Origin of the sequence: Streptomyces sp. BA2 (assembly GCF_009769735.1) — a bacterium.
GTDB lineage: Bacteria > Actinomycetota > Actinomycetes > Streptomycetales > Streptomycetaceae > Streptomyces.
Window position 1 is genome coordinate 5,722,671 of the sequence record NZ_WSRO01000002.1, and the last position, 22,794, is coordinate 5,745,464.

Annotated in this window: 19 protein-coding genes; 6 read left to right on the forward strand and 13 right to left on the reverse strand. The window is 68.4% G+C overall.

From position 1 onward, the window contains the following. The first annotated feature begins 101 nt into the window (after positions 1-101). The 3 genes from E5671_RS28680 to E5671_RS28690 all read left to right on the forward strand — a co-directional run bounded on the left by E5671_RS28680 (position 102) and on the right by E5671_RS28690 (position 2,151). Positions 102-344 (forward strand): SCO4848 family membrane protein, encoded by a 243-nt coding sequence (locus E5671_RS28680; protein WP_160506782.1) that lies wholly within the window; start codon positions 102-104, stop codon positions 342-344. 40 nt (positions 345-384) lie between these two features. Continuing rightward, positions 385-1,608 carry a metallophosphoesterase gene (locus tag E5671_RS28685; RefSeq protein WP_160506783.1) on the forward strand — a complete coding sequence of 408 codons (1,224 nt, stop codon included), beginning with the start codon at positions 385-387 and terminating at the stop codon, positions 1,606-1,608. A gap of 147 nt (positions 1,609-1,755) precedes the next feature. Then, complete coding sequence (locus E5671_RS28690) at positions 1,756-2,151, forward strand: ATP-binding protein (protein WP_160506784.1); 396 nt, start codon at positions 1,756-1,758, stop codon at positions 2,149-2,151. Positions 2,152-2,199: 48 nt separating this feature from the next. On the opposite strand, the gene E5671_RS28695 is transcribed toward E5671_RS28690, so the two are convergent. Beyond that, a complete protein-coding gene (locus E5671_RS28695; RefSeq protein ID WP_160506785.1) occupies positions 2,200-3,645 on the reverse strand; it encodes a sensor histidine kinase in 1,446 nt (481 codons plus the stop codon). Continuing rightward, complete coding sequence (locus tag E5671_RS28700; RefSeq protein WP_336606069.1) at positions 3,642-4,307, reverse strand: response regulator transcription factor; 666 nt, start codon at positions 4,305-4,307, stop codon at positions 3,642-3,644. Before E5671_RS28700 ends, E5671_RS28695 begins: the two co-directional genes overlap by 4 nt. Positions 4,308-4,607: 300 nt before the next feature. Here E5671_RS28700 and E5671_RS28705 point away from each other — a divergent pair, with 300 nt between their 5' ends. Beyond that, positions 4,608-7,109, forward strand: coding sequence for an MMPL family transporter (locus E5671_RS28705; RefSeq protein WP_160510467.1), 2,502 nt, complete (start codon positions 4,608-4,610; stop codon positions 7,107-7,109). A 22-nt stretch (positions 7,110-7,131) separates the two neighbouring features. On the opposite strand, the gene E5671_RS28710 is transcribed toward E5671_RS28705, so the two are convergent. Beyond that, the gene (locus tag E5671_RS28710; protein ID WP_160506787.1) at positions 7,132-8,055 is read right to left on the reverse strand and encodes an SMP-30/gluconolactonase/LRE family protein; all 924 of its coding nucleotides are present in this window, start codon (positions 8,053-8,055) and stop codon (positions 7,132-7,134) included. A 115-nt stretch (positions 8,056-8,170) separates the two neighbouring features. Between E5671_RS28710 and E5671_RS28715 the strand changes: the two genes are divergently transcribed. Next, positions 8,171-8,614: an Lrp/AsnC family transcriptional regulator gene (locus E5671_RS28715; protein WP_160506788.1), complete on the forward strand. Its 444-nt coding sequence runs from the start codon at positions 8,171-8,173 to the stop codon at positions 8,612-8,614. Between the two features lie 33 nt (positions 8,615-8,647). Here E5671_RS28715 and E5671_RS28720 read toward each other — a convergent pair whose 3' ends face one another. From E5671_RS28720 to E5671_RS28765, 10 genes are all read right to left on the reverse strand, one after another. Next, positions 8,648-9,097: a VOC family protein gene (locus E5671_RS28720; protein ID WP_160506789.1), complete on the reverse strand. Its 450-nt coding sequence runs from the start codon at positions 9,095-9,097 to the stop codon at positions 8,648-8,650. Positions 9,098-9,283: 186 nt separating this feature from the next. After that, on the reverse strand, positions 9,284-10,228 hold the full coding sequence (locus E5671_RS28725) for an SUKH-3 domain-containing protein (RefSeq protein WP_160506790.1): 945 nt from the start codon (positions 10,226-10,228) through the stop codon (positions 9,284-9,286). Between the two features lie 2 nt (positions 10,229-10,230). Then, the gene (locus E5671_RS28730) at positions 10,231-14,814 is read right to left on the reverse strand and encodes a DUF6531 domain-containing protein (RefSeq protein ID WP_160506791.1); all 4,584 of its coding nucleotides are present in this window, start codon (positions 14,812-14,814) and stop codon (positions 10,231-10,233) included. Between the two features lie 70 nt (positions 14,815-14,884). Beyond that, complete coding sequence (locus tag E5671_RS28735; RefSeq protein WP_160510468.1) at positions 14,885-15,952, reverse strand: hypothetical protein; 1,068 nt, start codon at positions 15,950-15,952, stop codon at positions 14,885-14,887. Further along, the gene (locus tag E5671_RS28740; protein ID WP_160506792.1) at positions 15,952-16,599 is read right to left on the reverse strand and encodes a hypothetical protein; all 648 of its coding nucleotides are present in this window, start codon (positions 16,597-16,599) and stop codon (positions 15,952-15,954) included. Before E5671_RS28740 ends, E5671_RS28735 begins: the two co-directional genes overlap by 1 nt. A 193-nt stretch (positions 16,600-16,792) precedes the next feature. After that, on the reverse strand, positions 16,793-17,563 hold the full coding sequence (locus tag E5671_RS28745) for a succinate dehydrogenase iron-sulfur subunit (protein ID WP_160506793.1): 771 nt from the start codon (positions 17,561-17,563) through the stop codon (positions 16,793-16,795). Next, positions 17,563-19,317 (reverse strand): succinate dehydrogenase flavoprotein subunit, encoded by a 1,755-nt coding sequence (gene sdhA, locus E5671_RS28750; protein ID WP_160506794.1) that lies wholly within the window; start codon positions 19,315-19,317, stop codon positions 17,563-17,565. Before sdhA ends, E5671_RS28745 begins: the two co-directional genes overlap by 1 nt. A 16-nt stretch (positions 19,318-19,333) precedes the next feature. Next, entirely contained in the window at positions 19,334-19,825 is a 492-nt protein-coding gene (locus tag E5671_RS28755) for a succinate dehydrogenase hydrophobic membrane anchor subunit (RefSeq protein WP_160506795.1), read from the reverse strand. An 8-nt stretch (positions 19,826-19,833) separates the two neighbouring features. Then, the gene (gene sdhC, locus E5671_RS28760) at positions 19,834-20,214 is read right to left on the reverse strand and encodes a succinate dehydrogenase, cytochrome b556 subunit (RefSeq protein ID WP_160506796.1); all 381 of its coding nucleotides are present in this window, start codon (positions 20,212-20,214) and stop codon (positions 19,834-19,836) included. A 149-nt stretch (positions 20,215-20,363) separates the two neighbouring features. Further along, a complete protein-coding gene (locus E5671_RS28765; RefSeq protein ID WP_160506797.1) occupies positions 20,364-20,915 on the reverse strand; it encodes a 2-oxo-4-hydroxy-4-carboxy-5-ureidoimidazoline decarboxylase in 552 nt (183 codons plus the stop codon). Between the two features lie 268 nt (positions 20,916-21,183). Here E5671_RS28765 and E5671_RS28770 point away from each other — a divergent pair, with 268 nt between their 5' ends. After that, positions 21,184-22,785, forward strand: coding sequence for a beta-N-acetylhexosaminidase (locus E5671_RS28770; protein ID WP_160506798.1), 1,602 nt, complete (start codon positions 21,184-21,186; stop codon positions 22,783-22,785). The last annotated feature ends 9 nt before the right edge of the window (positions 22,786-22,794 follow it).

Consider the following 22,794-nt stretch of genomic DNA (forward strand, 5'->3'; position numbering starts at 1 on the left):
GCGCCGCTGTGGAAGTCGCCGCCGAGGTGGGCTGTGTCCTTGACGGCCCGGACTCCCCACCCCGGCGGCGGTGCGGAAGGGAGCCTCGCGATACTGAACGTATGAAGCTCAGCCGCCCGGTCTCCTGGTTCCTGCTCGCCTTCGGGGTGTGGAGCTGGTTCATCTGGATCACTTTCGTCAAGAACCTGTGGAAGGACGGCAGCGGGCTCGCCTTCGATGACGCAGGCGACCCGACCGCGTACTTCTGGGTGCACCTGACGCTCGCCGTCGCCTCCTTTGTCTTGGGGACGGTGGTAGGGGCCATCGGGTTGCGCGGAGTGCGTGCTCTGCGCCGTACGTCATAGCTGATCGGTCACTTCGGGCACTGCTGAGGGGCGCGCAACCGTGGTCATCCTGTTCGTGCTGGTCGGCCTCGCCGCGCTCGCGGCCCTCGCCGCAATGCAGTGGTATGCCTGGCGGCGTCTCGTGCGGGACACCACCGCCCGGTCCGGGTTCGCCCGGCGTGCGGGCGCTGTGGTCTTCGTGGCGGGGCCGCTGCTGATGTTCGCGGCGGTCGCCAGTGAGCGGGCCGGGGCGCCGTTCTGGCTGCAGAAGGTGCTGGCCTGGCCGGGCTTCATGTGGATGGCGCTGTCGATCTATCTCGTGCTCGCGCTTCTCGTCGGTGAGCTCGTACGGCCCTTCTTCTTGCGGCGCGGTTCGAAACGCGCCTCTACGGAGGACGCCGGTTCGGCGGAGGACCCCGCCCCCGCAGAAGTGCGGGCGGAACCAGCCGCTCCCACCACCCCCTCGCGCCGCCTCTTCGTCTCCCGCGTCGTCGGCGGGAGCGCCGCGGCCGTCGCCGTCGGAACAGTCGGCTATGGAACGTACGGCGTCCTGCGGGGCCCCCGCGTGAAGCGGGTCACCGTGCCGCTGGCCAAGCTGCCGCGCGGGGCACACGGTTTCCGGATCGCCGTGGTCAGCGACGTCCACCTGGGGCCGATTCTCGGACGCGGCTTCACCCAGCGGGTGGTCGACACGATCAACAGCACACAACCCGACCTCATCGCGGTGGTGGGTGACCTGGTCGACGGCAGTGTCGAGGACCTCGGCCCCGCCGCCGCGCCGCTCGCGCAGCTCCGCGCGCGGCACGGGACGTACTTCGTGACCGGCAACCACGAGTACTTCTCGGGAGCCGAGCAGTGGGTCGATCACGTACGCGAACTCGGCCTGCGGCCCCTGGAGAACGCCCGCACCGAACTGCCCGGCTTCGACCTCGCGGGAGTGGACGACGTGGCGGGCGAGCGCGACGGGCACGGGCCCGACTTCGCCAAGGCGCTGGGCGACCGGGACCGCTCGCGGGCCTCCGTGCTCCTGGCCCACCAGCCGGTCGTCATCCACGACGCCGTCAAGCACGGCGTCGACCTGCAGCTCTCCGGGCACACCCACGGCGGACAGCTGTGGCCAGGCAATTTCATCGCCGACCTGGCGAATCCGACGCTCGCGGGCCTTGAGCGGTACGGCGACACGCAGCTGTATGTGACGCGTGGCGCGGGCGCGTGGGGGCCGCCGGTGCGGGTGGGGGCGCCGTCCGACGTCACGGTCGTCGAACTGACCTCCCGCCAGGCGTAATCGCGCGCCGGTTCGATGCGAAACAAAGCTGGCCGGATACAGCCGGGCCGTAAGGTGACGGTGTGACACCGAGCATGACCACTGCGCAGCATTAAGTGTCGGAAGTGTGTGCGGTTCTTGGCACTTTGGTGTGCCATAGGGGGAACGTTGTTGCGACGTCAGGCTTTCCGGCTTCCGCCGCATCCGGCATCCGTCTCACTCGCCCGGCTCCGTGTGCACGATCATCTCGCCGCCTGGGGACACAAGGAGGAGAGCGCGGCGCTGCGCGACGCCGTGCTCCTCGTGTCGGAGCTCGTGACGAACGCGGTGTGCCACGGCCTCGTCCCGGACCGGGAGTTCGAGGTCGCCGTCACCGTGCTCGCCGACGGCGACTGCTTCATAGAGGTCTCCGACGAGAGCCCGAACGCCCCGGAGCCGCGCGAAGCGGAGGCCCTGGAAGAAGGCGGCCGAGGCCTGCGGCTGCTCGACGCGCTCGCCGAGGCGTGGGGCGTCTGGCAGCGGGGACGGCACGGGAAGACGGTGTGGGCACTGGTACGGGGCTGAGCGTGCCCTGAGCCGTCCCTAAGCCCCTCCCCAGCTGGCCGCCGCCCCTCAATTAGCCGTTCGCGCAGGCAACGTGACCGTCACCGTGAGCCCCGCCCCCGGCGCCGTCTCCACCCCCACCTCGCCGCCGTGCGCCGCGACGACCCCCTGCACGATCGCCATCCCGAGCCCACTGCCCGCGCCCCCGCCCGCGCGGAAGAACCGGTCGAACACGCGCGCCGCGTCCTCCTCCGCGAGGCCGGGCCCCCGGTCGGCCACGCGCAGCCGTACCACCCCGTCCTGCCGCTCCACGCCCAGCGTGACCGGCGCGTCGGCGGGCGTGTGGACACGTACGTTGCCCAGCAGATTTCCGAGCACCTGGCGCAGCCCCGACTCGTCCGCGCGGATCAGCACCGCCCCCTCGGCGCGGACCGTGAGCGGGCGCTCCGGCTCCTGCACCCGCAGATCGTCGGCGGCGTCCCGTACCAGGCGGCTCAAGTCGACGTTCCTGAAGCGCAGTTCCGGCTGCTGGTCCAGGCGGGCCAGGGTGAGCAGCTCGTCGACGAGGTGTCCCATCCGGTCGGTCTCCGCGATGACGCGGCTCCACGCGCGCGTGCGTTCCGCCGGATCGCGGAGCATCCCCTTGTCGTACAGCTGGAGGTAGCCGCGGATCGCCGACAAGGGCGTACGCAGTTCGTGCGAGGCATCGGCTACAAAACGGCGCAGCTGTGCCGAGCTGCGCTCGCGGGTCTCGAAGGCGGATTCGACCTGGTGGAGCATGGAGTTGAGGGCCAGGCGCAGCTGCTCGGTCTCCGTCGCCGGGGCACGGCTGGAGGGCACGCGCCGGGTGAGGTCGCCCTCGGCGATGGCGGACGCGGTCTCGACCATGTCCTCCAGAGGCCGCAGCCGGTGGCGCGCGGACATCATCGTCAGGACGGCCAGCAGCGCCAACAGGACCACTCCGAAGGCGGCGTCCAGCTTGAGCGCCTTCTTGATGCCCGATTCCACGTTCTGGGTGGCCGCGGCCATCAGGACCGTCGTGCCGTCGGCGAGCTCCGCGCCCACCATGCGGTGGGCGTCCCCGTCCAGGGTGATGTCCTGCGGCTCGGACCTGCCGGCGACCGCATCGGGGTCGTCGACGGCGGCGGCCAGGGCGCGCTGGCGCGGGGTCGGCGCGAGCGAACCGATGGCGACGGGCTCGCCACGTTCGTTCACCGCCACGAACACCGTGTCCCCGCGCGGGAGGGCGCTCGCGCTCTCCTTGCCGCCGGGTGAGAGCTTGTCGAGCGCGATGCCCAGTTCACTGAGCCTCTCGATGTCCTTCATGGTGAGGCCGGTGCTCAGCAGCGAGGTGCGCGACTGCGTCAGCTCGGCGTCCACGTTGTCCAGCAGGTAGTGACGCATGCCCATGAGGCTGACGCCGGTCGCCACGATGACGCCGAGGGCGAGGAGGGCCACGTTCACCCACGTGAGCTTGGCGCGCAGCGAGCTCACGCCGCGGTGCGCACGCCTCATGCGAGGCCGTATCCGACACCCCGCCGGGTCGTGATCACCGGTGGGCCCAGCGCGTCCAGCTTGCGCCGCAGGTAGCTGATGTAGGTCTCCACGACGGTCGACTCGGCGGGGTGCTCGTACTGCCAGACATGGCGCAGGAGTTGCTCCTTGGGCACCACGCGGCCGCCGTTGCGGACCAGGAAGCGCAGCAACGCGTACTCGGTGGGCGTGAGTTGCGCCGTGCGGCCCGCGCGGCGCACCACGTAGGCCGTCTCGTCCAGCTCCAGGTCGCCGTAGCGCAGCGGCGGGCGCTGGGGGAGCACGTCGCCCGCCCTGGTGCGGCGCAGGACCGCGCCGATGCGGGCGATGACCTCGTCGATGTTGAACGGCTTGGTGATGTAGTCGTCGCCGAAGGCGAGCGCCCCCACCACCTCCGCGGGCGCGTCCCGCGCGGTCAGGAAGAGCAGGGCCGACTCGGGGCACCGGGCGCGCAGTTCCCTGGCCAGGGCGCGGCCGTCGCCGTCCGGCAGCATCACGTCCAGGAGCGCCACGTCGGGCCGGGTGCGCCCGGCGAGGGCGAGAGCGTCGCGCACGGTGCCTGCCACCATCACGTCGAAGCGGTGGTAGCGCAGGGCGATGGCCAGCACGTCGGCGATGCTCGGCTCGTCCTCGACGACGAGCACGGTGGCACAGCTGCCGGGACCACCCGTGCCGCCGCCCGTAGAGCCGCCCGTAGCACCAGTAGCGCCCGTCCCGCCCGGACGGGTTGGCACTCCGACATCTGTTCCCTGCTGGCCTTCGGCGTGGCTCATGCCCTCAGTATCGGCGCGGGCGTTGTACGAAGACCCGGTCCGTGCCTTGGAGTTACTTGAGAATCATGGCCGCGTCACGCCGCTTGAGCGTGGTGCCGCCGATGCTGAGGCTCCTGAAGGCTCGGACCCGGGGGACCTGGCGACGCGGAGGAGGAGTGGATCGTGGCGGCATTGGCGCGATGGTGCTATCGGCACCGTCTGGTGGTCCTTGTGCTGTGGGTGGGAGCCCTGTTCGGACTGGGGGCCGCGGGGACCTCCGCGGGCACCGACTACGCGAACGTGTTCTCCCTGCCGGACACCGACTCCAAGCGCGCGTACGACCTGATGACGAAGGCCTTCCCGGAGAGCGCCGGAGACACCGACACGGTCGTCTGGCGCGTCGACGAGGGATCCTCGGCCCGCGACGAGGACGTACGTTCCCGGATCGAGCCCGCGCTCAAGGAGATCGCCGGCATGAAGGGCGTCGGCGAGGTCACGAGCCCGTACGCGTCCAAGGAGGCGGGCGCGGCCCAGATCAGCCAGGACGGGCGCATCGCCTACGCCCAGGTGACCTTCGCCGAGGAGGCGAACTCGGTACCCAAGGACCTCGTCCAGGACGTCGTGGACACGGCTCAGAACGCCGAACGCGCCGGTCTGCAGGTCGAGCTGGGCGGCCAGGCGATCACTCGCACCCAGGAGCCGCCCACGGGCATCGCCGAGATGGTCGGCATCGCCGCCGCTGCCGTCGTCCTCTTCCTGGCCTTCGGTTCGCTCTTCGCGATGGTCCTGCCGATCGTCATCGCCGTCTTCGGAGTGGGCCTCGGCATGCTCTCGACGATGCTGCTCAGCCACGTCACGGACATCCCCGAAGTGGCCCCGCTGCTCGGCTCGTTGATCGGCCTGGGCGTCGGCATCGACTACGCGCTCTTCATCGTCACCCGGCACCGGCGCGGCATCCTGCGCGGCATGGAGCCCGAGGAGTCCGCGGCGCAGGCCCTGAACACGTCGGGCCGCGCGGTGCTCTTCGCGGGCGGCACGGTGTGCATCGCGCTCGCCGGGATGCTGGTGATGAACATGCGCTTCCTGGACGGCGTGGTCATCGCGGCCTCCCTGACGGTGGTCCTGAGCGTCCTCGCGGCCATCACCCTGCTGCCCTCGCTCCTCGGGGTGCTCGGCCCCCGGGTGCTCAGCCGCAGGCAGCGGCGCCGCCTCGCCGCCGAGGGACCGGAGCCTGCCGAGGCGAGCGGCCTGGCGGCGCGCTGGTCCTCGTACGTCCAAAAGCGCCCGCGCTCGATCGCGGCGCTCGCCTTCGTGGTGATGGCCTTCCTGGCCCTGCCGCTCCTGTCCCTGCGGCTCGGCGCGACCGACCAGGGCAACCACCAGGAGTCGACGACCACCCGGCAGGCGTACGACATGCTGGCCGAGGGATTCGGTCCGGGATTCAACGGCCCACTCCAAGTAGTGGCCGAAGAGGCCGACACCGGGGGCCTGGTGGCGACCATCCGCGAGACGGAAGGCGTCGCGAGGGCGGCGGCCGCACCGCCGTCGGACGGCATTTCGGTCATCAACGTGGTCCCGACGACATCCCCCCAGTCGGAGGAGACGGACCAGCTCATCGACCGTCTACGGAGGGACGTGATTCCGGAGGCCGGAGTCGACGCCCATGTAGGCGGCGTCACCGCCGTCTTCAAGGACTTCGCCGCGGTGACCGGCGATCGACTGCCCTACTTCGTAGGAGCGATCATCACGCTCGGCTTCCTCTTGCTGCTTGTCGCGTTCCGCTCCCTCGTGGTGCCGCTGACGGCGGCCCTGATGAACCTGATCGCGGCGGCGGCGTCCTTCGGCGTACTGGTGGCGGTCTTCCAGTGGGGCTGGGGCACGGAGATCCTCGGCATCGGCAAGGAGGGCCCGATCACCGCCTTCCTGCCCGTCATCATGCTGTCGCTGCTCTTCGGGCTCTCGATGGACTACCAGGTGTTCCTGGTGAGCCGCATGCACGAGGAGTGGGTGCACACGAAGGACAACGCGCGAGCGGTTCGCGTCGGCCTGTCCGAGACGAGCAGGGTCATCAACTGCGCGGCCCTGATCATGATCTGTGTCTTCTCCGCGTTCGTCCTGAGCGGCGACATGGAGGGTGCGATGGCAGGCATCGGCCTGGCCGCGGCGGTGGCCCTGGACGCGTTCATCCTGCGCACGGCCCTCGTCCCGGCCGCCATGCATCTGCTCGGCCGCTCCAACTGGTGGCTTCCCGCGGGCCTGGAGAAGCGCCTCCCGCATTTGGCGGTGGAGCCGCGGGAAGAGCTGGTGGAGCCGGTGGAGCCGGTGGATCCGGGAGGAGAGCCGGTGGGGCCGCGGGAAGAGCGGGCGGAGGCGGTATCGATGCCCCACACGCGCGTGGCCGAATCGCATGAGCCCGGCGGCGCCTCCGTAGTGCACGGTTTCATCCGCACCGCGGAGGGCGAACCGGTGGAGGGCGCGACCCTGACCCTCCTCTCCAAGGCGGGCGGTCAGATGGACCGCGTGACCTCCCTGGCGGACGGCTCGTACATCGTCGCGGCCCCGTCGGCGGGCGCGTACCTGCTGGCCGTCACGGCCCCCGGATACGCGTCCCGCGCGCGGCACCTCATGGTCGCGGACGAACCGCTGGTGTACGACGTGGAGCTGGCGCTGGGCGAGATGGACGCGGTGAACTAGCCAGTGGGTCGGTCCCGGTCGTTCAATTGCCCCGGACCCTCGGCAGCCCCGTGACGGACATCACCAGCGAGTAGAGCGAGGTCGTCGCCGTGATGAAGACCCGGTTGTTCTTCGGGCCGCCGAAGGCGATGTTGGCGACGTCCTCAGGGACCGTGATGCGCCCGATGAGGGTGCCGTCGGGGTCGTAGCAGTGCACCCCGTCGTGAAGCGCGGCCGCCCACAGCCGCCCTTCGTCGTCGAAGCGGATGTTGTCGAAACCGGACTCCTTCGACTCGGCGAAGACGGCACCGTCCGAGAGGGTGCCGTCATCGCGCACATCGAAGGCGCGGATCTGGGCCGCGCGGGAGTCGGACACGTACAACTGCCGCTCGTCGGGCGAGAAGACGAGCCCGTTCGGCCCTTCGAAGCCGTCGGCGACGATCCGCACGTCACCGGTCACGGGGTCGATCCGATAGACGTGACAGCCGCCGATCTCGGCGGGCGCCCGGAACCCCTCGTAGTCATTGGTGATCCCGAAGTCAGGGTCGGAAAACCAAACTGACCCGTCGGAGCGGACCACGGCGTCGTTCGGGCTGTTGAACCGCTTGCCTTCGAAGCGGTCGGCGAGGACGGTGACGCGGCCGTCGTGCTCGGTGCGGGTGACGCGTCGATTCCCCTGTTCACAGCAGATCAACCGCCCCTCCCGGTCGAGGGTGTTGCCGTTGACGTGCCCGGCGTTCGACCGGAAGACCCCGACACGGCCGGTCACCTCGTCCCAGCGCAGCAGCCGGTCGTTGGGTATGTCGCTCCAGATGAGCTGCCGCCAGGCGGGCAGATAGAGCGGCCCTTCGGCCCACCGGCAGTCGTCGTACAGCACTTCCAGCTTGGTGTCCCCGTTGGCGCACCGTCCCGTGCGGAACCGCTCGTCCAGGATCTCGTACGACGTAGGGAACTTTTGGTTAGGCATAACGACCCCTGTCTGACGTGTGAGTGAGCGAACTACGTTCGGCACCATGGAGATAATGCAGTACGAGATATGGTGCACGTCAAGGATGGCTGAACGGAGGGCGGGAGCGAGGCCGATGGACGACACCGATCGAGAACTGCTGAGGCTCCTGCAAGAGGACGCCGCCCAGCCCTACGCGACCCTGGGCAAGGCGGTGGGACTCTCGGCGGGTGCGGCGCACGAGCGCGTACGGAAACTGCGCGAGCGTGGAGTGATCCGCCGCACGACGATCGACGTGGACCCGGCGGCCGTGGGCCAGGGCGTGCTGGCCTTCGTCATGGTCGACTCGACGGCGTGGATGGGGGACCGGGCGGCGGACTTCGCGGCGATCCCCGAGATCCAGGAGGCGCATGTCATCGCGGGCGCGGCAAGCGTCCTGGTGAAGGTCCGCACGCCGACGACGGAGCAACTCCAGGACGTGCTGCGGCGGCTGTACGCGATCGAAGGGGTGAGCGGGACTCAGGCGACGGTGTCACTGGAAACGTTCTTCGAGAGGCCGGTGTCGCCGGGGGCGGGCTGAGGGTCCGACCCCACTCGCTAACTCGCCGACTCGCTAACTCCGCGCCAGCTCAGGCCGCTTGCGGTAGTCGGTGAACCCCACGACGTTCCCCCACGGATCGGCGACCTCCACGGTCCACCCGGTGGCCACGGAGAAGGGAGGCGCGAGCGCCTCGACCCCGGCGGCAGCGAGGGCCCGCCCGGTGGCCCGCGCGTCACGCACCTCCAGCCACACCCGGGGAGTGGCCCAGGCGGTAGGCCGATGCTCGACCCCCTCCTCCACCCGCAGCAGGATCCCGGGCGTCTCCTTGCCCACCTTCAGGATCGCGAGCCCGATCTCGTCGATCCGGTGGGTCACGGGGAACCCGGCGCGCTCGTAGAAGTCGACGGCTTCGCCGAGGTCGCCGATGGGGAACACGACGTTGTCGAAGCCGAGCAGTTCGGACGAGTTCTCGTCCACCGAAGGCTGGTCAGCTGACAGGCCGACCGACTGGTTGTCTGACATTTCGTCAGAGTAGGTCGAAAGGCGGCAATTCGGCTGCACCGTGGATGGTCGGCGGGGCGCTCGGACCGATCGCCGCCCGAACGGCCGAGGCAGATCCGTTCGGGCCGGGTCGTGTCGAGCCCCCCCCGCACGTGCCACGTTCTCGGGGTCCGTTCCGTCTCGGTGGATCGCCGAGGCTCTGCCCGTTCACCCTTCGATGAGCTTCTCCAGCGCCTTGTCACCGGTGTCCGCCAGCAGGTTGAGGTAGTCCATCCCCACATAGACCGTGCCGTCCTCGGCCATGCCAAGGTAGAAATTGCGGCGGTCGGCCATGCCGAGAGGGTAGAGGTAGGTTCCGGCCTCCTCGCTGAGCTCTTCGAAGATCTCAAGATCCCACCTGGCCAGGAGAGGGTTCAGTCGGAAGTCCCTCCAGCCTGTGGTCCGGTCCGACTCCCGGTCGACCGCCAATCCGCCGAACTCGGCGAGGAACAGCCGCGCAGCCTCATGGATCTCAAAGCCGCCTTCCTCCCGCAGGATGTACTCCCACGTCGCGGTGGGCACCGAACGGCCGCTGCGCCAGCCGGCTTCGCACAGCACGCGGGCGGCCTGTGGCGACCACCGTTGCCGCGCGTCGGCATCCGGCTCCTGGTGGCTTTCGGGGGAGCGAGCAGGCACGGGATCCGTTGGCGTGAGCGGCAGAGGGATGTCGGTGCACCGTGTCTCGACGAGCTTCTCCAGCGCCTCGTCCGCGGTGTCGGCCACCAGATGGATGCTGTCCTTGCCAATGTAGATCGCACCATTCGGGTCCATGCCCAGATAGCTGGTGCGGCGGTTGGCCTGGCCGACGGGATACAGATAGGTCCCCGCCCTTGCACTGAGCTGGGCAAAGGTGCCGTGGTCCCACTCGGCGGTCAGAGGATCCAGGCGGAACGGCGTCCGGGCAGTGACCGGACCTGATGGCCACCCGTCGTTCACCAACCCACCGAACTCGGTGAGGAACTGCCGCGCCGCGTCATGCATTTCGAAACCGCCGTGCTCACGCAGGATGTGTTCCCACGTATCGGTGGGCACCGAGCGGCCGGGGAGCCATTTGTCCTTCCGCAACACACTGTCGGTCAGCGCCGACCAACGGGGCTGGATTTGACTGCTCATCTCTATGTCACCGCCGTGATATTGAACATTTCTAGAACTTCCGCACATGAGTCACAGGGGGGTTTGATTTCGTTGTGAGCGGGGTTGCCCGGCGCGCGTACATTGACCGCGGCCGACACACCACCTCGTGGATCGACGCCTGCGTGTAGGGCGTTCGACAGCGCTTCGGCCTCACCACACTTCGAATGCGCACCGCCCACCTTGGCTCTGGCCTCTGCCGACACGTTGTCGTAGGCAGCCTGAACTTCTGGATGCAGGTTATGACTCCCGCCTCCCTTGATGCTCGCCCCATCGAATGTCCCCTGATGCCCCGGCACCGAGAGTCCCGCCGTACTCGTCGGTCTGGTCTTCTTGCTTGCGCCCGGCCTCGACTGCTCAACGTCCGCACGCCTCTCCGCGGCGTCCCTGGCCGCCTGTGGACAGGCAGGTGAAAGCCCGAACGGGTCCACGGCCGTGAACGGGTTCGGCACGTAAGCCCGCGGGTTGGGGCCGGGGCCAAGGCCGAGCGGGTCCAGGGACGCGTATTGGCCCGTCTCCGGGTCGTAGTGGCGGTGATAGTTGTAGTTGAGTGCGGTCTCGGGGTCGTGGTACTGGCCCGGGAAGCGCAACGGGCAGTGCACGCCGTCGGGATCGGAGGCGCTGAGGGGCGCGCCCCATACCGTTGTCTGCGCCCGCCATGCCAACCCACCGTCTTCGTCGATCAGTTCGGTGGGTGTCCCGACCAGGTCCGTCACGATCGAGTAGAACTGATCGTCCACCCACTCCTGTGGGAGGTCCGCGGGAGCAGCAACCTTGTCGATCTGTGTGACAGGGCTGAACCTGTCCCGTTCCCAGTCCCACACCGTGCATGTGGGGGCCTTGTCCCCCGACTTCTTGACCTGCTCCGCGAGGACGAAGCTGTCCCAGGCGAAGACCACCTCTTCCACCACGGTCGCGCCGTCGGGGGCGTACCGCCGTTTGGCGATGCGACGCCCGAACGGGTCGTACTCGTAGGTCCACTTGGTGCCGTCCGGAGTGATCACCCCGACCAGGTGGTCCTGGCTGTCCCAGGTGTAGTGCCAGACGTCTGCCTTCTTCGACAGCCGCTTCTTCCGGCGCTGGACCACCCTGCCCTGGGCGTCATACTCGTAGCGGATGTCTCCGGAGCCTCGGGATGCCCGGTCGCCGGTCGGCCGATCCAACTGCCCGGCACCGGGCCAGAAGGGCTCCTCCTGCCACTCGCCTTGGGTGAGGTTGCCCGCCGCGTCGTACGCGTAGCGTTCTGACCACGTCGCCGCTCGCACCCCGGTGACCCGGCCTGTGCCGTCGACATCGACCTCTCGTTCGCCGCCCAGCAGATCGCTGATGGCGGCGACCGTCCCGTCCGGGCGGTAGCGGTACGCACGGTGCTGGACGCGCCGCGGTTCGAGCGAGCCGGACGGCCCACCGGTCGCCGTCAGAGTCTGCGAGCTGAGCTTGCCGTCTGCGTCCCATGCCTGGCTGAGCACGGTGGCCCCGGCCCGGCGCTCGACCTCCCGCCCAGACGTGTCGTAGCCGAACGTCACGGTTCGGCCCGCCGTCCGCAGCAGTGCCGGTCGGTCTCGGCCGTCGTACTCCCAGACACTTTCCGCCCCCGAGGGAGTCACGCGGCGGGTGCGCCTGCCCAGTACGTCGTAGGCCGAGCGGACCGTGGAGCCGTTGCACGTTTCGGCGAGGACCCGGCCGCGGGGGTCCCGTTCGTAGGTCAGGTCGGCGTGACCGTTCACCACACGAAGGACGTTGCCTATGGGGTCGTACGTGTAGGTCGTCAGCCCTTCTGGGGTCCGCTGTTCCACAACCTTGCCGAGCCAGTCGCGCACGTACTCGGTCGACTCGCCCGCACCGTTGGTCCGCCCGACGAGACGGCCGGCCGCGTCGAACCGGTAGGTTTGCGTGCGGCCGACGAAGTCCTGCTCACGAACCAGGCGGCCCACCGCATCGTAGAAGTAGCACCACGTGGCGCCGAGCTGGTTGGTGACCGACGTGACGCGCAGCTCGCCGTCGTAGGCGAACTCCAGGCGTGAGCCGTCCGGGTCGATTCTGGCCGATGGCAGGTCGAACCCGTTGTACTCGAAGCGTGTTACTTGGCCAGTCGTGTTCGTGTGCTCGACAAGGTTGCCCTCACCGTCGTAGACCCGTTTCTCAGTGGCCCCATCAGGCAGAGTGAGCTGGCTGAGATGACCCTCCGGCGTCCAGTTGAACCGCGTGACGGACCCGTCGGGGTTGGTCTGCGTAACGAGCCTCCCGAACGCGTCACGCTCGTACCGGGTTGTGGAGCCCTCTGCGTCGGTGGTGGCGAGGGCCTGGCCTGTCATGTCGGGTGCAAGGAATGCCGTTCGCCCTGCGGCATCCGTGATCGCGGTGAGCGAGCCCGTGTCGTTGTACTCGTAGGAGACTGAGGCGCCGGTCGGGTCGGTCTCGGCGGTCAGGTTGCCACGCGCGTCGTACTCCATGTGCCAGACGTGACCGTCAGCCTGTGTCACGGCTACTGGCTGACCGTACGCACCGTTCTCCGCAGTCTCCCGATTGCCGTCCGGCCGGATGACGGACGTAGGGAAGCCGTTCTCGTCGTAGACATAGCGGGTCGTCTGGCCGAGCGGGTCGGTGCGGGAGAGCAGGCGGTTGTACCTGTCCCACTCGGAAGACGTGGTGTGGCCCAGCGGGTCGGTCTCGGCGACGAGTTGATAGAGGTCATTGTGTCGGTAGGTGGTGGTGTGACCCAACGCGTCCGTGTACCGCGTCTCGCGGTTTTCGGTGTCGTAGGCGATGGTGCAGGACAAGTACCCATCGATGCCTTGACCTTGTATGCACCGGTCTTGGTCGTCGTAAGTGAAGCGGTACCAACTGCCGTTGCGGTCGGTCCAGGAGGTGATGCGGGAGCGGCTGTCGTAAGTGAGAGTAAGGGGCTGGCCGCTCGAATTGTAGATCTCGGTGAGGTTGCCGCCGGCGCTGTAGCCATAGCGCCGCAGGGTCGTTCCCTCCTGGCCGTCCTCTGGATTGCTCAGGCGGAGTCGGGTGACACGGACGCCGTCTGTGTCCACGTGAAGGTGACGACCGCTGGAGTCGCGCACGGCTGTAGGGGCGCCATGCTCGTCACGGTCGAAGTCGACGCGCAGGCCGTTGCGGTCGGTGATGGCTGCCAGGTGGAGTGTGAACGCCTCATCGGTGGGGGCGGGGGCGCCCGGGGCGAAGTGACGAGTGACGCCTGTGGCCGGGTCGGTGATACGAAGGGGAGTACCGGGTGCGCCGTCCCAGTCCAGCGGCCAGCGCGGGCCCTCCAGCGGCATGACTGAGCTACCGCGCTCAGGCACCGGGTAGAGGAGGATCATGCCGTCCTCGGTGGCGAAGGCAGCCCCGTTGTTGTCCAGTTCGAGACGCTCGTCGAGCGTGGACGCCCAGGACGGGCCGAAACAGCGGCCCCAACGATACGTCGAGAGATGCGTACGCCTCAGGACCAGCGGAAGCAACCCGGGGAGATCGACATCGGTCTCCTCCATGAGCATCTCGCCGGAGACCATGTCGATCGGGTCGCCCTTCTTGGCGCGTCCAGCAGCCTGCTTGCTCTTGGCTGCCGCGTCATCGGCGCCCTTGCGCAGCCCGCCTTTGCCCAGTCCCTTGGCCATGCCCTTGAGCCCGGCCTTGAGGCCCTTCATGCCCTTGGCGAGGCCGCGGAGGCTGGTGAGGCCCTTCATGCCGGGGATGCAGTCCAGGGCGGCGAAGGCGACGTCGAGTAGGCCTGCTTCTCCGTTGGCGTATTTATGGAGAGTGTCGGCGAGTACGACGAGGGCGGCGATGAGGACGATCGCGCCGAGGATCGGGCCGCCGATGATCATGGCGATGACGCCGAGGACGGCGACGACGACCTTGCAGACGGCGACGATGGTGTCCCAGTTGTCGGTGACCCAGTCGCCGACTTCCTCCCACCACTTGCGGTTCTGAATACCGGCGTCGGAGGCCTCTTCGAGTTTCTTCTTCGCAGTCCCGGCCGCGTTCTCGCGCATCTTGCGGGCGTCTTCCGCCATCTTCTTCGCGGCGTCGAGGTTGCTCTTCGCGGCGGAGACGTCCGACTTGGCGGTCGTCTGGGCCTTTTCGGCGGCGGTGGCGTTGCGGGTGGCGGCCTTGACCTTGTCCGGGTCGGGCTTGGGGACGTCCTTGCCGGAGTCCTTGTCGTCCTTGTACTTGTCGGCTTCCTTGCCCGCCTTGTCCACCCAGGAGTCGGCTGAGGTCAGGCGGGTCTGGGCGCTGCTCAAGTCCCCTTGCGCTTCACGGCCCTTGACCAGGGCCTTGTCGGCGAGGGCCTGGGCTCGCTCCAGCTCCGGCCAGTACGTCGACAGGGCGTCGCCGGCCATCTCGTAGCTCTTCTTGAGCTTCTTCAGCTTGCCCGGCGCGTCCTCGAACTCCGACGTGAACGACTCGGCCGTCTTACCCGCCCAGGTGAGGATCGCCTCCTCGCCCGCCATCCCCTTGATATCGCGGAGGACCTTCGACACGTCGTCGGCGAAGTCGTGCAGATTCTTCGCCAGGTTCCGCACCCGGTCCGGATCACCCGGCGTCGGATCCTTGTCCAAGTCCAGGACATGCCAATCCGCCGGACGATTCCCCGCCATCCCGCAACCCCCGTCCCGCTCTTGTCGTCGTCTAGCGGTTAATGGACTGGATTTCCTGGACGTTCATGTCCTGGGTCGTCTCGAACTTTCCGTCCGGCAGGTCGCCCTTGGCGCCGCCTGTGCCCTGCCAGGAGATCTCCCAGGTGACGGAGGCCTTCAGCTGGTACGGCTTGCCGTTCGTGGCGCGGAGGTAGGCAATGCCGCACGGAGGATCCTGTTTGGAGGAGCCCTTGGTGTAAGGCGCCCCGATGGAGCCGTCCTCGTTGACCGGGCAGTCGCCCGAGGCGGGGAAAGTCTTGGCGTCCGGGGTGCCGGGTTCCAGGTGCAGGGCCACCGGCTTCGCCGTTGTCACCGCGTACAGCGGCGTGTTCGGCAGGTCGGCGCGCACGGTGACGTCCTTGAAGACGGCCTTGTCCAGCCACGCCCAAGTGGGCATGTTCACCGTCGACTTGGCCTGCGGCTTCAGCTCGATCTCGGTCTCCGGGACGCGGATCTTGTTGTAGGCGTACTCGGCGAGGGTCTCCGGCGTGGGGGCGTTCGGGTCGTCCGGCAGGGTGCCGGCGTCCTGCCAGAACAGGTTCTCCGAGCAGTCCAGGATCTCGGGATCATCCGCGCGGTCCTCGCGGGCCACCGCTCGCCAGAACATCCCCTTCTTGCCGACGTTGTAGTTCTTGGTCGGTGTGTCGGTGAAGGTCGGCTCGCCCTTGTCGAAGGCGTCAACGAGCAGGCTCTTGCCCCAGCGGCGACCGAAGTTGACGGAGAAGAGGTCGCCCTTCTTCATCTTCTCCGTCGCGCCCTTGAGCTGCTGAGGAGTCGCGAGCGGTTCGTACCAGCAGGCCGGGGGCTTCCAGTTCGGGTCGATGGCGGCGAGCGCGCCGGAGGAAGGCTTGGCCGTGCCGCCGCCGGTCTGCTTGACCACGATGCGGGAGCGGGAGACCGCTGCGCCCAACTCCGAGCCGCTGGCGGAGCCTTCGGCGTGGTCGCCGGGCGGATTGGCGTTCTCTCCGGGGCCTTCTCCCCAGGCGAAGGCGATCGACGGGGTCAGCAGCGTGATTGACAGGGCCGCCGTAGCCAGCGCCGTGGAGCGGGAGGGCTTTATCACTTGCAGGCCCCGTTCTCCGTCTGGACCATCGTCGTCTTCCAGACGCCGTCGTCGGTCTTGCGCAGCTTGGTCCGGTACAGCACCAAGGCATCGTCGGCGGGAGTGGCGGTGACCTTGCCGGTCTTCGTGTCCTTGGTGGACCCCTTGCCTTCGTCCACGCAGTAGAACAGCGTTCCGGAACCGTCCGGGCTGATGCGGGGCTGCGGCTGGAAGACGCGGGCCTTGCCGATCAGGGTCAGGTTCTCGTCCGTGAAGCCCTTGATCCACGTCTTTCCGGTACGAAGGGCGTCACTGGTGTTGTAGAAGGTGAAGGCGTCGTCCTGCGGGTCTTGGTTGATGATCGCGGCGTAGGACGCGAGGAGGCGCTCCTTGCCGTCATCCATGATGGCCTGCAGCTTCGGATCGCTGTTCGTCCAGCTTGCGAAGTCGACCTGCAGGGACTTGGGCAGCTTGATCTCCGGCCGCTTGGCCCTGTCTGCTGGTGACGGTGCGTCGGCGGAGGCCGAGGCCTTCTTGTCCCCGTCACCCGCTCCCTTGATGTTGTCGGAAGCGTCGTCGTCGCTGCCGCCCGAACCGCATGCGGTCAGGATCAGTGCCGCTGATGCGGCTAGCGCGGTCGACACGAGACGGATGGGGCGGTTCACTCTGGACTCCCGTTCGAGGTGGGGGGTAACGCAAGCGAACTAACGCTATCTCTGGGGCTCGTGGGGATACCAAACGGGTTTCCGTCTGCGGGTAGGGGCAACTGGCCCGCGTGCCGGACGCACATGGGCCCCGCTCCTCGAAAGGAGCGGGGCCCACGTCAACGTACGGAAAACGTACGGACCAAGAAGGAAATCAGAAGCGACGCGTGATCAGCGCCCGCTTCACTTCCTGGATCGCCTTCGTGACCTCGATGCCACGCGGGCACGCGTCCGTGCAGTTGAACGTCGTGCGGCAACGCCACACGCCGTCCTTGTCGTTCAGGATCTCCAGGCGCTGCTCGCCCGCCTCGTCACGGCTGTCGAAGATGAAGCGGTGCGCGTTCACGATCGCTGCCGGGCCGAAGTACTGGCCGTCGTTCCAGAAGACCGGGCACGATGAGGTGCAGGCCGCGCAGAGGATGCACTTCGTCGTGTCGTCGAAGCGCTCGCGGTCCTCTGCCGACTGGAGGCGTTCGCGCGTCGGTTCGTTGCCGGTCGTGACCAGGAACGGCATGACGTCGCGGTACGCCTGGAAGAACGGGTCCATGTCGACGACCAGGTCCTTCAGGACCGTCAGACCCTTGATGGCCTCGACCGTGATCGGCTTGGACGGGTTGATGTCCTTGATCAGGGTCTTGCAGGCCAGGCGGTTGCGGCCGTTGATGCGCATCGCGTCGGAGCCGCAGATGCCGTGGGCGCAGGAGCGACGGAAGGTCAGCGACCCGTCCATGTCCCACTTGATCTTGTGGAGGGCGTCGAGGACACGCTCCTTGGGGTCGATCTCCAGCTGGAAGTCTTCCCAGGTCGCGTCCGCCGAGATCTCCGGGTTGAAGCGGCGGATGCGGAAGGTGACCGTGATGTACGGGGAGTCGGCGAAGCCGGCCTCGGGCTTGGCGTCTTCCTTGTCGAGGGTCGGGGTTGCCATCAGTACTTACGCTCCATCGGCTGGTAGCGGGTCTGGACGACAGGCTTGTAGTCGAGGCGGATCGACTCGGCACCGTCGTCGCCGACCTCGCGGTACGCCATGGTGTGGCGCATGAAGTTGACGTCGTCGCGGTTGGGGAAGTCCTCGCGGTAGTGACCGCCGCGCGACTCCTTGCGGGCCAGGGCCGACTGCGCCATGACCTCGGCCAGGTCGAGCAGGTTGCCCAGCTCGATGGCCTCCAGGAGGTCGGTGTTGAAACGCTTGCCCTTGTCCTGGATCGAGACGTTGAGGTAGCGCTCGCGGAGCTCCGCGATCTTCTCCACCGCCGTCTTGATCGTCTGCTCCGTGCGGAACACCATGACGTTGGCGTCCATGGTCTCCTGCAGCTCCTTGCGGAGCTCGGCGACCCGCTCGGTGCCCGTGGCGTCGCGCAGGCGCTCCACCTGGGCGGCGACCAGCTCCTCGGGGTTCTCCGGGAGCTCCACGAAGTCGTTCTTCGCCGAGTACTCCGCGGCGGCGATGCCCGCGCGCTTGCCGAAGACGTTGATGTCCAGGAGCGAGTTCGTGCCGAGGCGGTTGGCGCCGTGCACCGACACGCAGGCCACCTCGCCCGCCGCGTACAGACCCGGGACGACCGTGGTGTTGTCCGCCAGGACCTCACCCTCCACGTTCGTCGGGATGCCGCCCATGGCGTAGTGCGCGGTCGGCTGGATCGGGATCGGGTCCGTGTAGGGCTCGATGCCGAGGTAGGTGCGCGCGAACTCCGTGATGTCGGGAAGCTTCGCGTCCAGCTGCTCCGGCGGGAGGTGCGTCAGGTCCAGGTACACGTGGTCGCCCTCGGGGCCGCAGCCGCGGCCCTCTCGGATCTCCGTGTAGATGGAGCGCGAGACCACGTCTCGGGACGCCAAGTCCTTCATCACCGGCGCGTACTTCTCCATGAAGCGCTCGCCGTCCTTGTTACGGAGAATGCCGCCCTCACCACGGGCGCCTTCCGTAAGAAGGATGCCCATGCGCCAGATGCCGGTCGGGTGGAACTGGAAGAACTCCATGTCCTCCAGCGGCAGGCCGCGGCGGTAGCAGGCCGCCTGGCCGTCACCCGTCAGCGTGTGCGCGTTCGACGTCACCTTGAAGAACTTGCCGGTGCCGCCCGACGCGTAGACCACGGCCTTCGCCTGGAAGATGTGGATCTCGCCGGTCGCCAGCTCGTAGGCGACTACGCCCGCGCTCTTCTTGACCCCGTCGATCTCGACGATGAGCTGGTCGAGGACGTAGAACTCGTTGAAGAACTCCACACCCTCCTTGACGCAGTTCTGGTAGAGGGTCTGGAGGATCATGTGGCCCGTGCGGTCCGCGGCGTAGCAGGACCGGCGGACCGGGGCCTCACCGTGGTTGCGGGAGTGGCCGCCGAAGCGGCGCTGGTCGATGGTGCCGTCCGGGGTGCGGTTGAACGGCAGGCCCATCTTCTCCAGGTCGAGGACCGCGTCGATGGCTTCCTTCGCCAGGATCTCGGCGGCGTCCTGGTCGACCAGGTAGTCACCGCCCTTGACGGTGTCGAAGGTGTGCCACTCCCAGTTGTCCTCCTCCACGTTGGCGAGCGCGGCGGCCATGCCGCCCTGCGCCGCGCCCGTGTGGGAGCGGGTCGGGTAGAGCTTCGTCAGGACCGCGGTGCGGCTGCGCTTCGTCGCCTCGATGGCCGCGCGCATGCCCGCGCCGCCGGCGCCGACGATGACAGTGTCGTACTTGTGAATCTTCACTGGGTTCGCCTCGGCTTTAGCGGATGTTCGGGTCGAAGGTGAAGATCACCAGCGTGCCCAGAAGGATGGTGAACACCGTGGCGGTGTACAGCAGGCCCTTGAGCCACAGGCGCGTGTTGGCGCGCTCCGCGTAGTCGTTGATGACCGTGCGCAGGCCGTTGGCCCCGTGCAGCATCGCGAGCCACAGCATCAGCAGGTCCCAGACCTGCCAGAACGGCGAGGCCCAGCGACCGGCGACGAAAGCGAAGCCGATCTTGCTCACGCCGCCGTCGAGCACCAGCTGGATCAGCAGGTGGCCGAGGACCAGGACGACAAGGACGACGCCGGACAGGCGCATGAAGAGCCATGCGGCCATCTCGAAGTTGCCGCGGGTCGAGCGCGGGGTCTTGGAGGTGCGCTTGCGCGGCGCCTCGATGAGGGGGGCCGGGTTGTCGGCGTCGTAGAGCGAGGCGCCTTCGACGGGACCCACTCCGGACACTGAGGACTTCTCGAGCGTGGTGTCGGACATGTCTGGCGTCAGCTCCCGAAGACTTCGCGGACGGCGTGGCCGAGGACCGGGTAGAGCGCCCCCACCATCAGGACGATCCAGATACCCATGACGGTCCAGAGCATCTGCTTCTGGAAGCGCGGGCCCTTCGACCAGAAGTCGACGGCGATGACACGCAGGCCGTTCAGCGCGTGGAAGAGGATGGCGGCGACCAGGCCGTACTCAAGGAGTGCGACGAGGGGTGTCTTGTAGGTGCTGACGACATCGTCGTACGCCTCCGGGGAGACGCGGACGAGAGCGGTGTCCAGCACATGCACGAACAGGAAGAAGAAGATGAGGACGCCGGTGACTCGGTGAGCCACCCAGGACCACATTCCTTCCCGGCCGCGGTACAGCGTTCCAGCCGGCACGGCAGAACCCTCCGGGAGCGGGGATTGGGGCCAGCCGGCTTGGGTGGTCGGACGGGCCCGGCCGGGTACGGTCCACCGGCCGCTCGTCATCGTATCGACGAGTTGTCGGTTCGCTCGCGCGGGGTAGCCAGGTGTGATCAAACAGGCAATCAAACAGGCACGTACGGGCTATTCAGGTCGTGCACGAGCCGGGTGAGTCGCCCGCGGGCGAGTTTCCGCATCTCCTCGGCCGCCAGGACCCGCTCCTCCTCCGGGTCGTTGGCGAGGCGGGCGCGGATTCCGGCGAGCAGATGGTCGAGGGCCTGGGTCGGCGGGACGTCGTCCAGGCAGATCACGAAGACGTGACCGAACCGGCTCTCGTACGCGGCGTGCGCGGCCCGCAGGGCTGTGTGGGCGGCGGTGTAGGTCCCCTGCCGGGGGACGGCCGGCCACAGAGGTTCGCAGGCCAGGGCCTCGGCGAGGTCCGCGGGCGGCAGGTCGTACGCCGCTTCGTCGGACGCGGCGAGCAGGGCCTCCAGGTCGGGGTACGGCCGGTGGGCGACGAGGCGCCGGGCCCAGAGGTGGCTGCCGCAGCAGGTGAGCAGCGCGGCTTCGGCGACGCCGGGCTCTGCGGTGTTCAGTTGCTCCGGGGCGCGTGTCGGCTCCGCCGGGGGACTCGGTGAACGGTGCGGGGACAGCGGGGGCTCCTGGGCAGGGGGCATCGACTGGGGGCTGTGGGGGTTTTGTCGTAACGCTAGCGAGGGGTGGTGAAGTGTGTCGGACGGATACGTGAAATATCACTCGGATGGGAGAGTTTCGCTTCGCGTGGTGGACGAGGTGGCCCCGGGGCCCGCTTTACCGTGGGCGGATGACTGCCGCTGCCCGTGCCTCTCGGTGGGGGGTTTGCTGTGCCGCCGCTTCGCGGCGGATCTCTCCCTCCCACCCACCCGTATGCCCCGCAGCATATTGCCCCGTAGGGGGCGGTATCGGATGATTCCTCGCCGCGCAGCCCTCGCCGCAGCCGCCGCTGCCGTTGCCGCCGGAGCTGTCGCCCTGACCGTTGCCGTGTGGCCCGACGCTGGGGACGGGGCGCCCCCGGCCAGTGCGTCGCCGCCCTCCGACAACAAGTCTGCCGCGGCCCCGACCCCCTCGCCCACGAAGTCGTACCCCCTCTCCGAGGCTCCGGCCACCATCCCCGCCGTACGCGAGCACAGCGCGGCGCGCGGGCCGGGGTGGAAGCCGCAGGGCGGCGGGCGCGTGGTCGTCGGTGACGACGAGCTCGCGGACGAGGGCAAGCTGCTCGCCGGTGAGCTGAAGCTCAAGTACGCCGGTGACGCAGGCCCCCGCAAGGGCGACGTGGAGCTCGCGCTCACCGAAGACAACTCCGAGGAGCGCGACGAGTCGTACACCCTCTCCGTGAAGGGGCAGCGGGTGAAGATCACCGCCCCCGAGGACGTGGGCGTCTTCTACGGGACGCGCACCCTGAAGCAGGAGGTGCGCGACGGCCGGGCCGCGCCCGAAGGCGTCGTGCGCGACCGCCCCGCCAAGCCACAGCGCGGCTTCATGATCGACATCGCGCGCAAGCACTTCGACGCGAAGTGGATCGAGGACCGTATCCGGGAGCTCGGCGACCTCAAGTACAACCAGCTCGGCCTGCACTTCTCCGACGACCAGGCCTTCCGCATCGAGTCGGAATCGCACCCCGAGATCGTCTCGCGCGACCACCTCACCAAGGCGCAGGTCCGCCGCATCCTCAAGCTCGCGGCCAGTCGTCACATCACCGTCGTGCCCGAGATCGACTCACCGGGCCACCTCGGCGCGGTCATCGCCGCGCACCCCTCGCTCCAGCTCCGCGACACCCGTGGCGTCGCCGCGCGCGGCGCCGTCGACATCTCCAAACCGCTGGCCGCGGAGATCGTCGACGATCTCCTGGAGGAGTACGCGGACCTCTTCCCGGGGCGCTACTGGCATCTCGGCGCCGACGAGTACCAGGCCCTCACGGTCGGCAACCCCGAGGCCAGCTACCCGCAACTGGCGTCCGCGGCCCGCGAGAAGTACGGGCCCGACGCCCGCGTCCAGGATCTCGCGACCGGCTGGCTCAACGACCGTGCCGAGACCATGCGCCCCTACGAGCGCGGACTGAGGGCCTGGAACGACGGGTTCTTCCGCGGCGGGGTCGAGAAGGCCGACGACGATATCGACGTCGCGTACTGGACGGGCAAGGAGATCGGAGCGAGGGAGCCGGCCGAGTACCTGAAGGACGGCCGGAACGTCATCAACTACAACGACGAGTACCTCTACTACGTCCTCGGCCAGCCCAACGCCTTCCGCTACCCCACCGGGCAGCGGATCTACGAGCAGTGGACCCCGCTGGTGATCCGCGGGACGAAGCCGGTGGACGCCCGTTACGACGACCAGATCCTCGGCGGTTCCTTCGCCGTCTGGTGCGACCTGGCCGGCTCGCAGACGCAGGAGCAGGTGGCGCAGGGCATCCGGATGCCGCTGCGGGCGACGGTCCAGAAGCTGTGGGACGCTCGGAAACCGGCCATGCCCTGGGAGGAATTCGTGAAGCTGGCCGACCAGGTGGGATAGGTTCCGGAG

Bases quoted from the DNA above. Each gene is read 5' to 3' on its own strand.
- E5671_RS28680 (WP_160506782.1), top strand. From the start codon at position 102: ATGAAGCTCAGCCGCCCGGTCTCCTGGTTCCTGCTCGCCTTCGGGGTG.
- E5671_RS28695 (WP_160506785.1), bottom strand. From the start codon at position 3,645: ATGAGGCGTGCGCACCGCGGCGTGAGCTCGCTGCGCGCCAAGCTCACG.
- E5671_RS28710 (WP_160506787.1), bottom strand. From the start codon at position 8,055: ATGCCTAACCAAAAGTTCCCTACGTCGTACGAGATCCTGGACGAGCGG.
- E5671_RS28715 (WP_160506788.1), top strand. From the start codon at position 8,171: ATGGACGACACCGATCGAGAACTGCTGAGGCTCCTGCAAGAGGACGCC.
- E5671_RS28720 (WP_160506789.1), bottom strand. From the start codon at position 9,097: ATGTCAGACAACCAGTCGGTCGGCCTGTCAGCTGACCAGCCTTCGGTG.
- E5671_RS28725 (WP_160506790.1), bottom strand. From the start codon at position 10,228: ATGAGCAGTCAAATCCAGCCCCGTTGGTCGGCGCTGACCGACAGTGTG.
- E5671_RS28745 (WP_160506793.1), bottom strand. From the start codon at position 17,563: ATGGCAACCCCGACCCTCGACAAGGAAGACGCCAAGCCCGAGGCCGGC.
- E5671_RS28755 (WP_160506795.1), bottom strand. From the start codon at position 19,825: ATGTCCGACACCACGCTCGAGAAGTCCTCAGTGTCCGGAGTGGGTCCC.
- E5671_RS28765 (WP_160506797.1), bottom strand. From the start codon at position 20,915: ATGCCCCCTGCCCAGGAGCCCCCGCTGTCCCCGCACCGTTCACCGAGT.
- E5671_RS28770 (WP_160506798.1), top strand. From the start codon at position 21,184: ATGATTCCTCGCCGCGCAGCCCTCGCCGCAGCCGCCGCTGCCGTTGCC.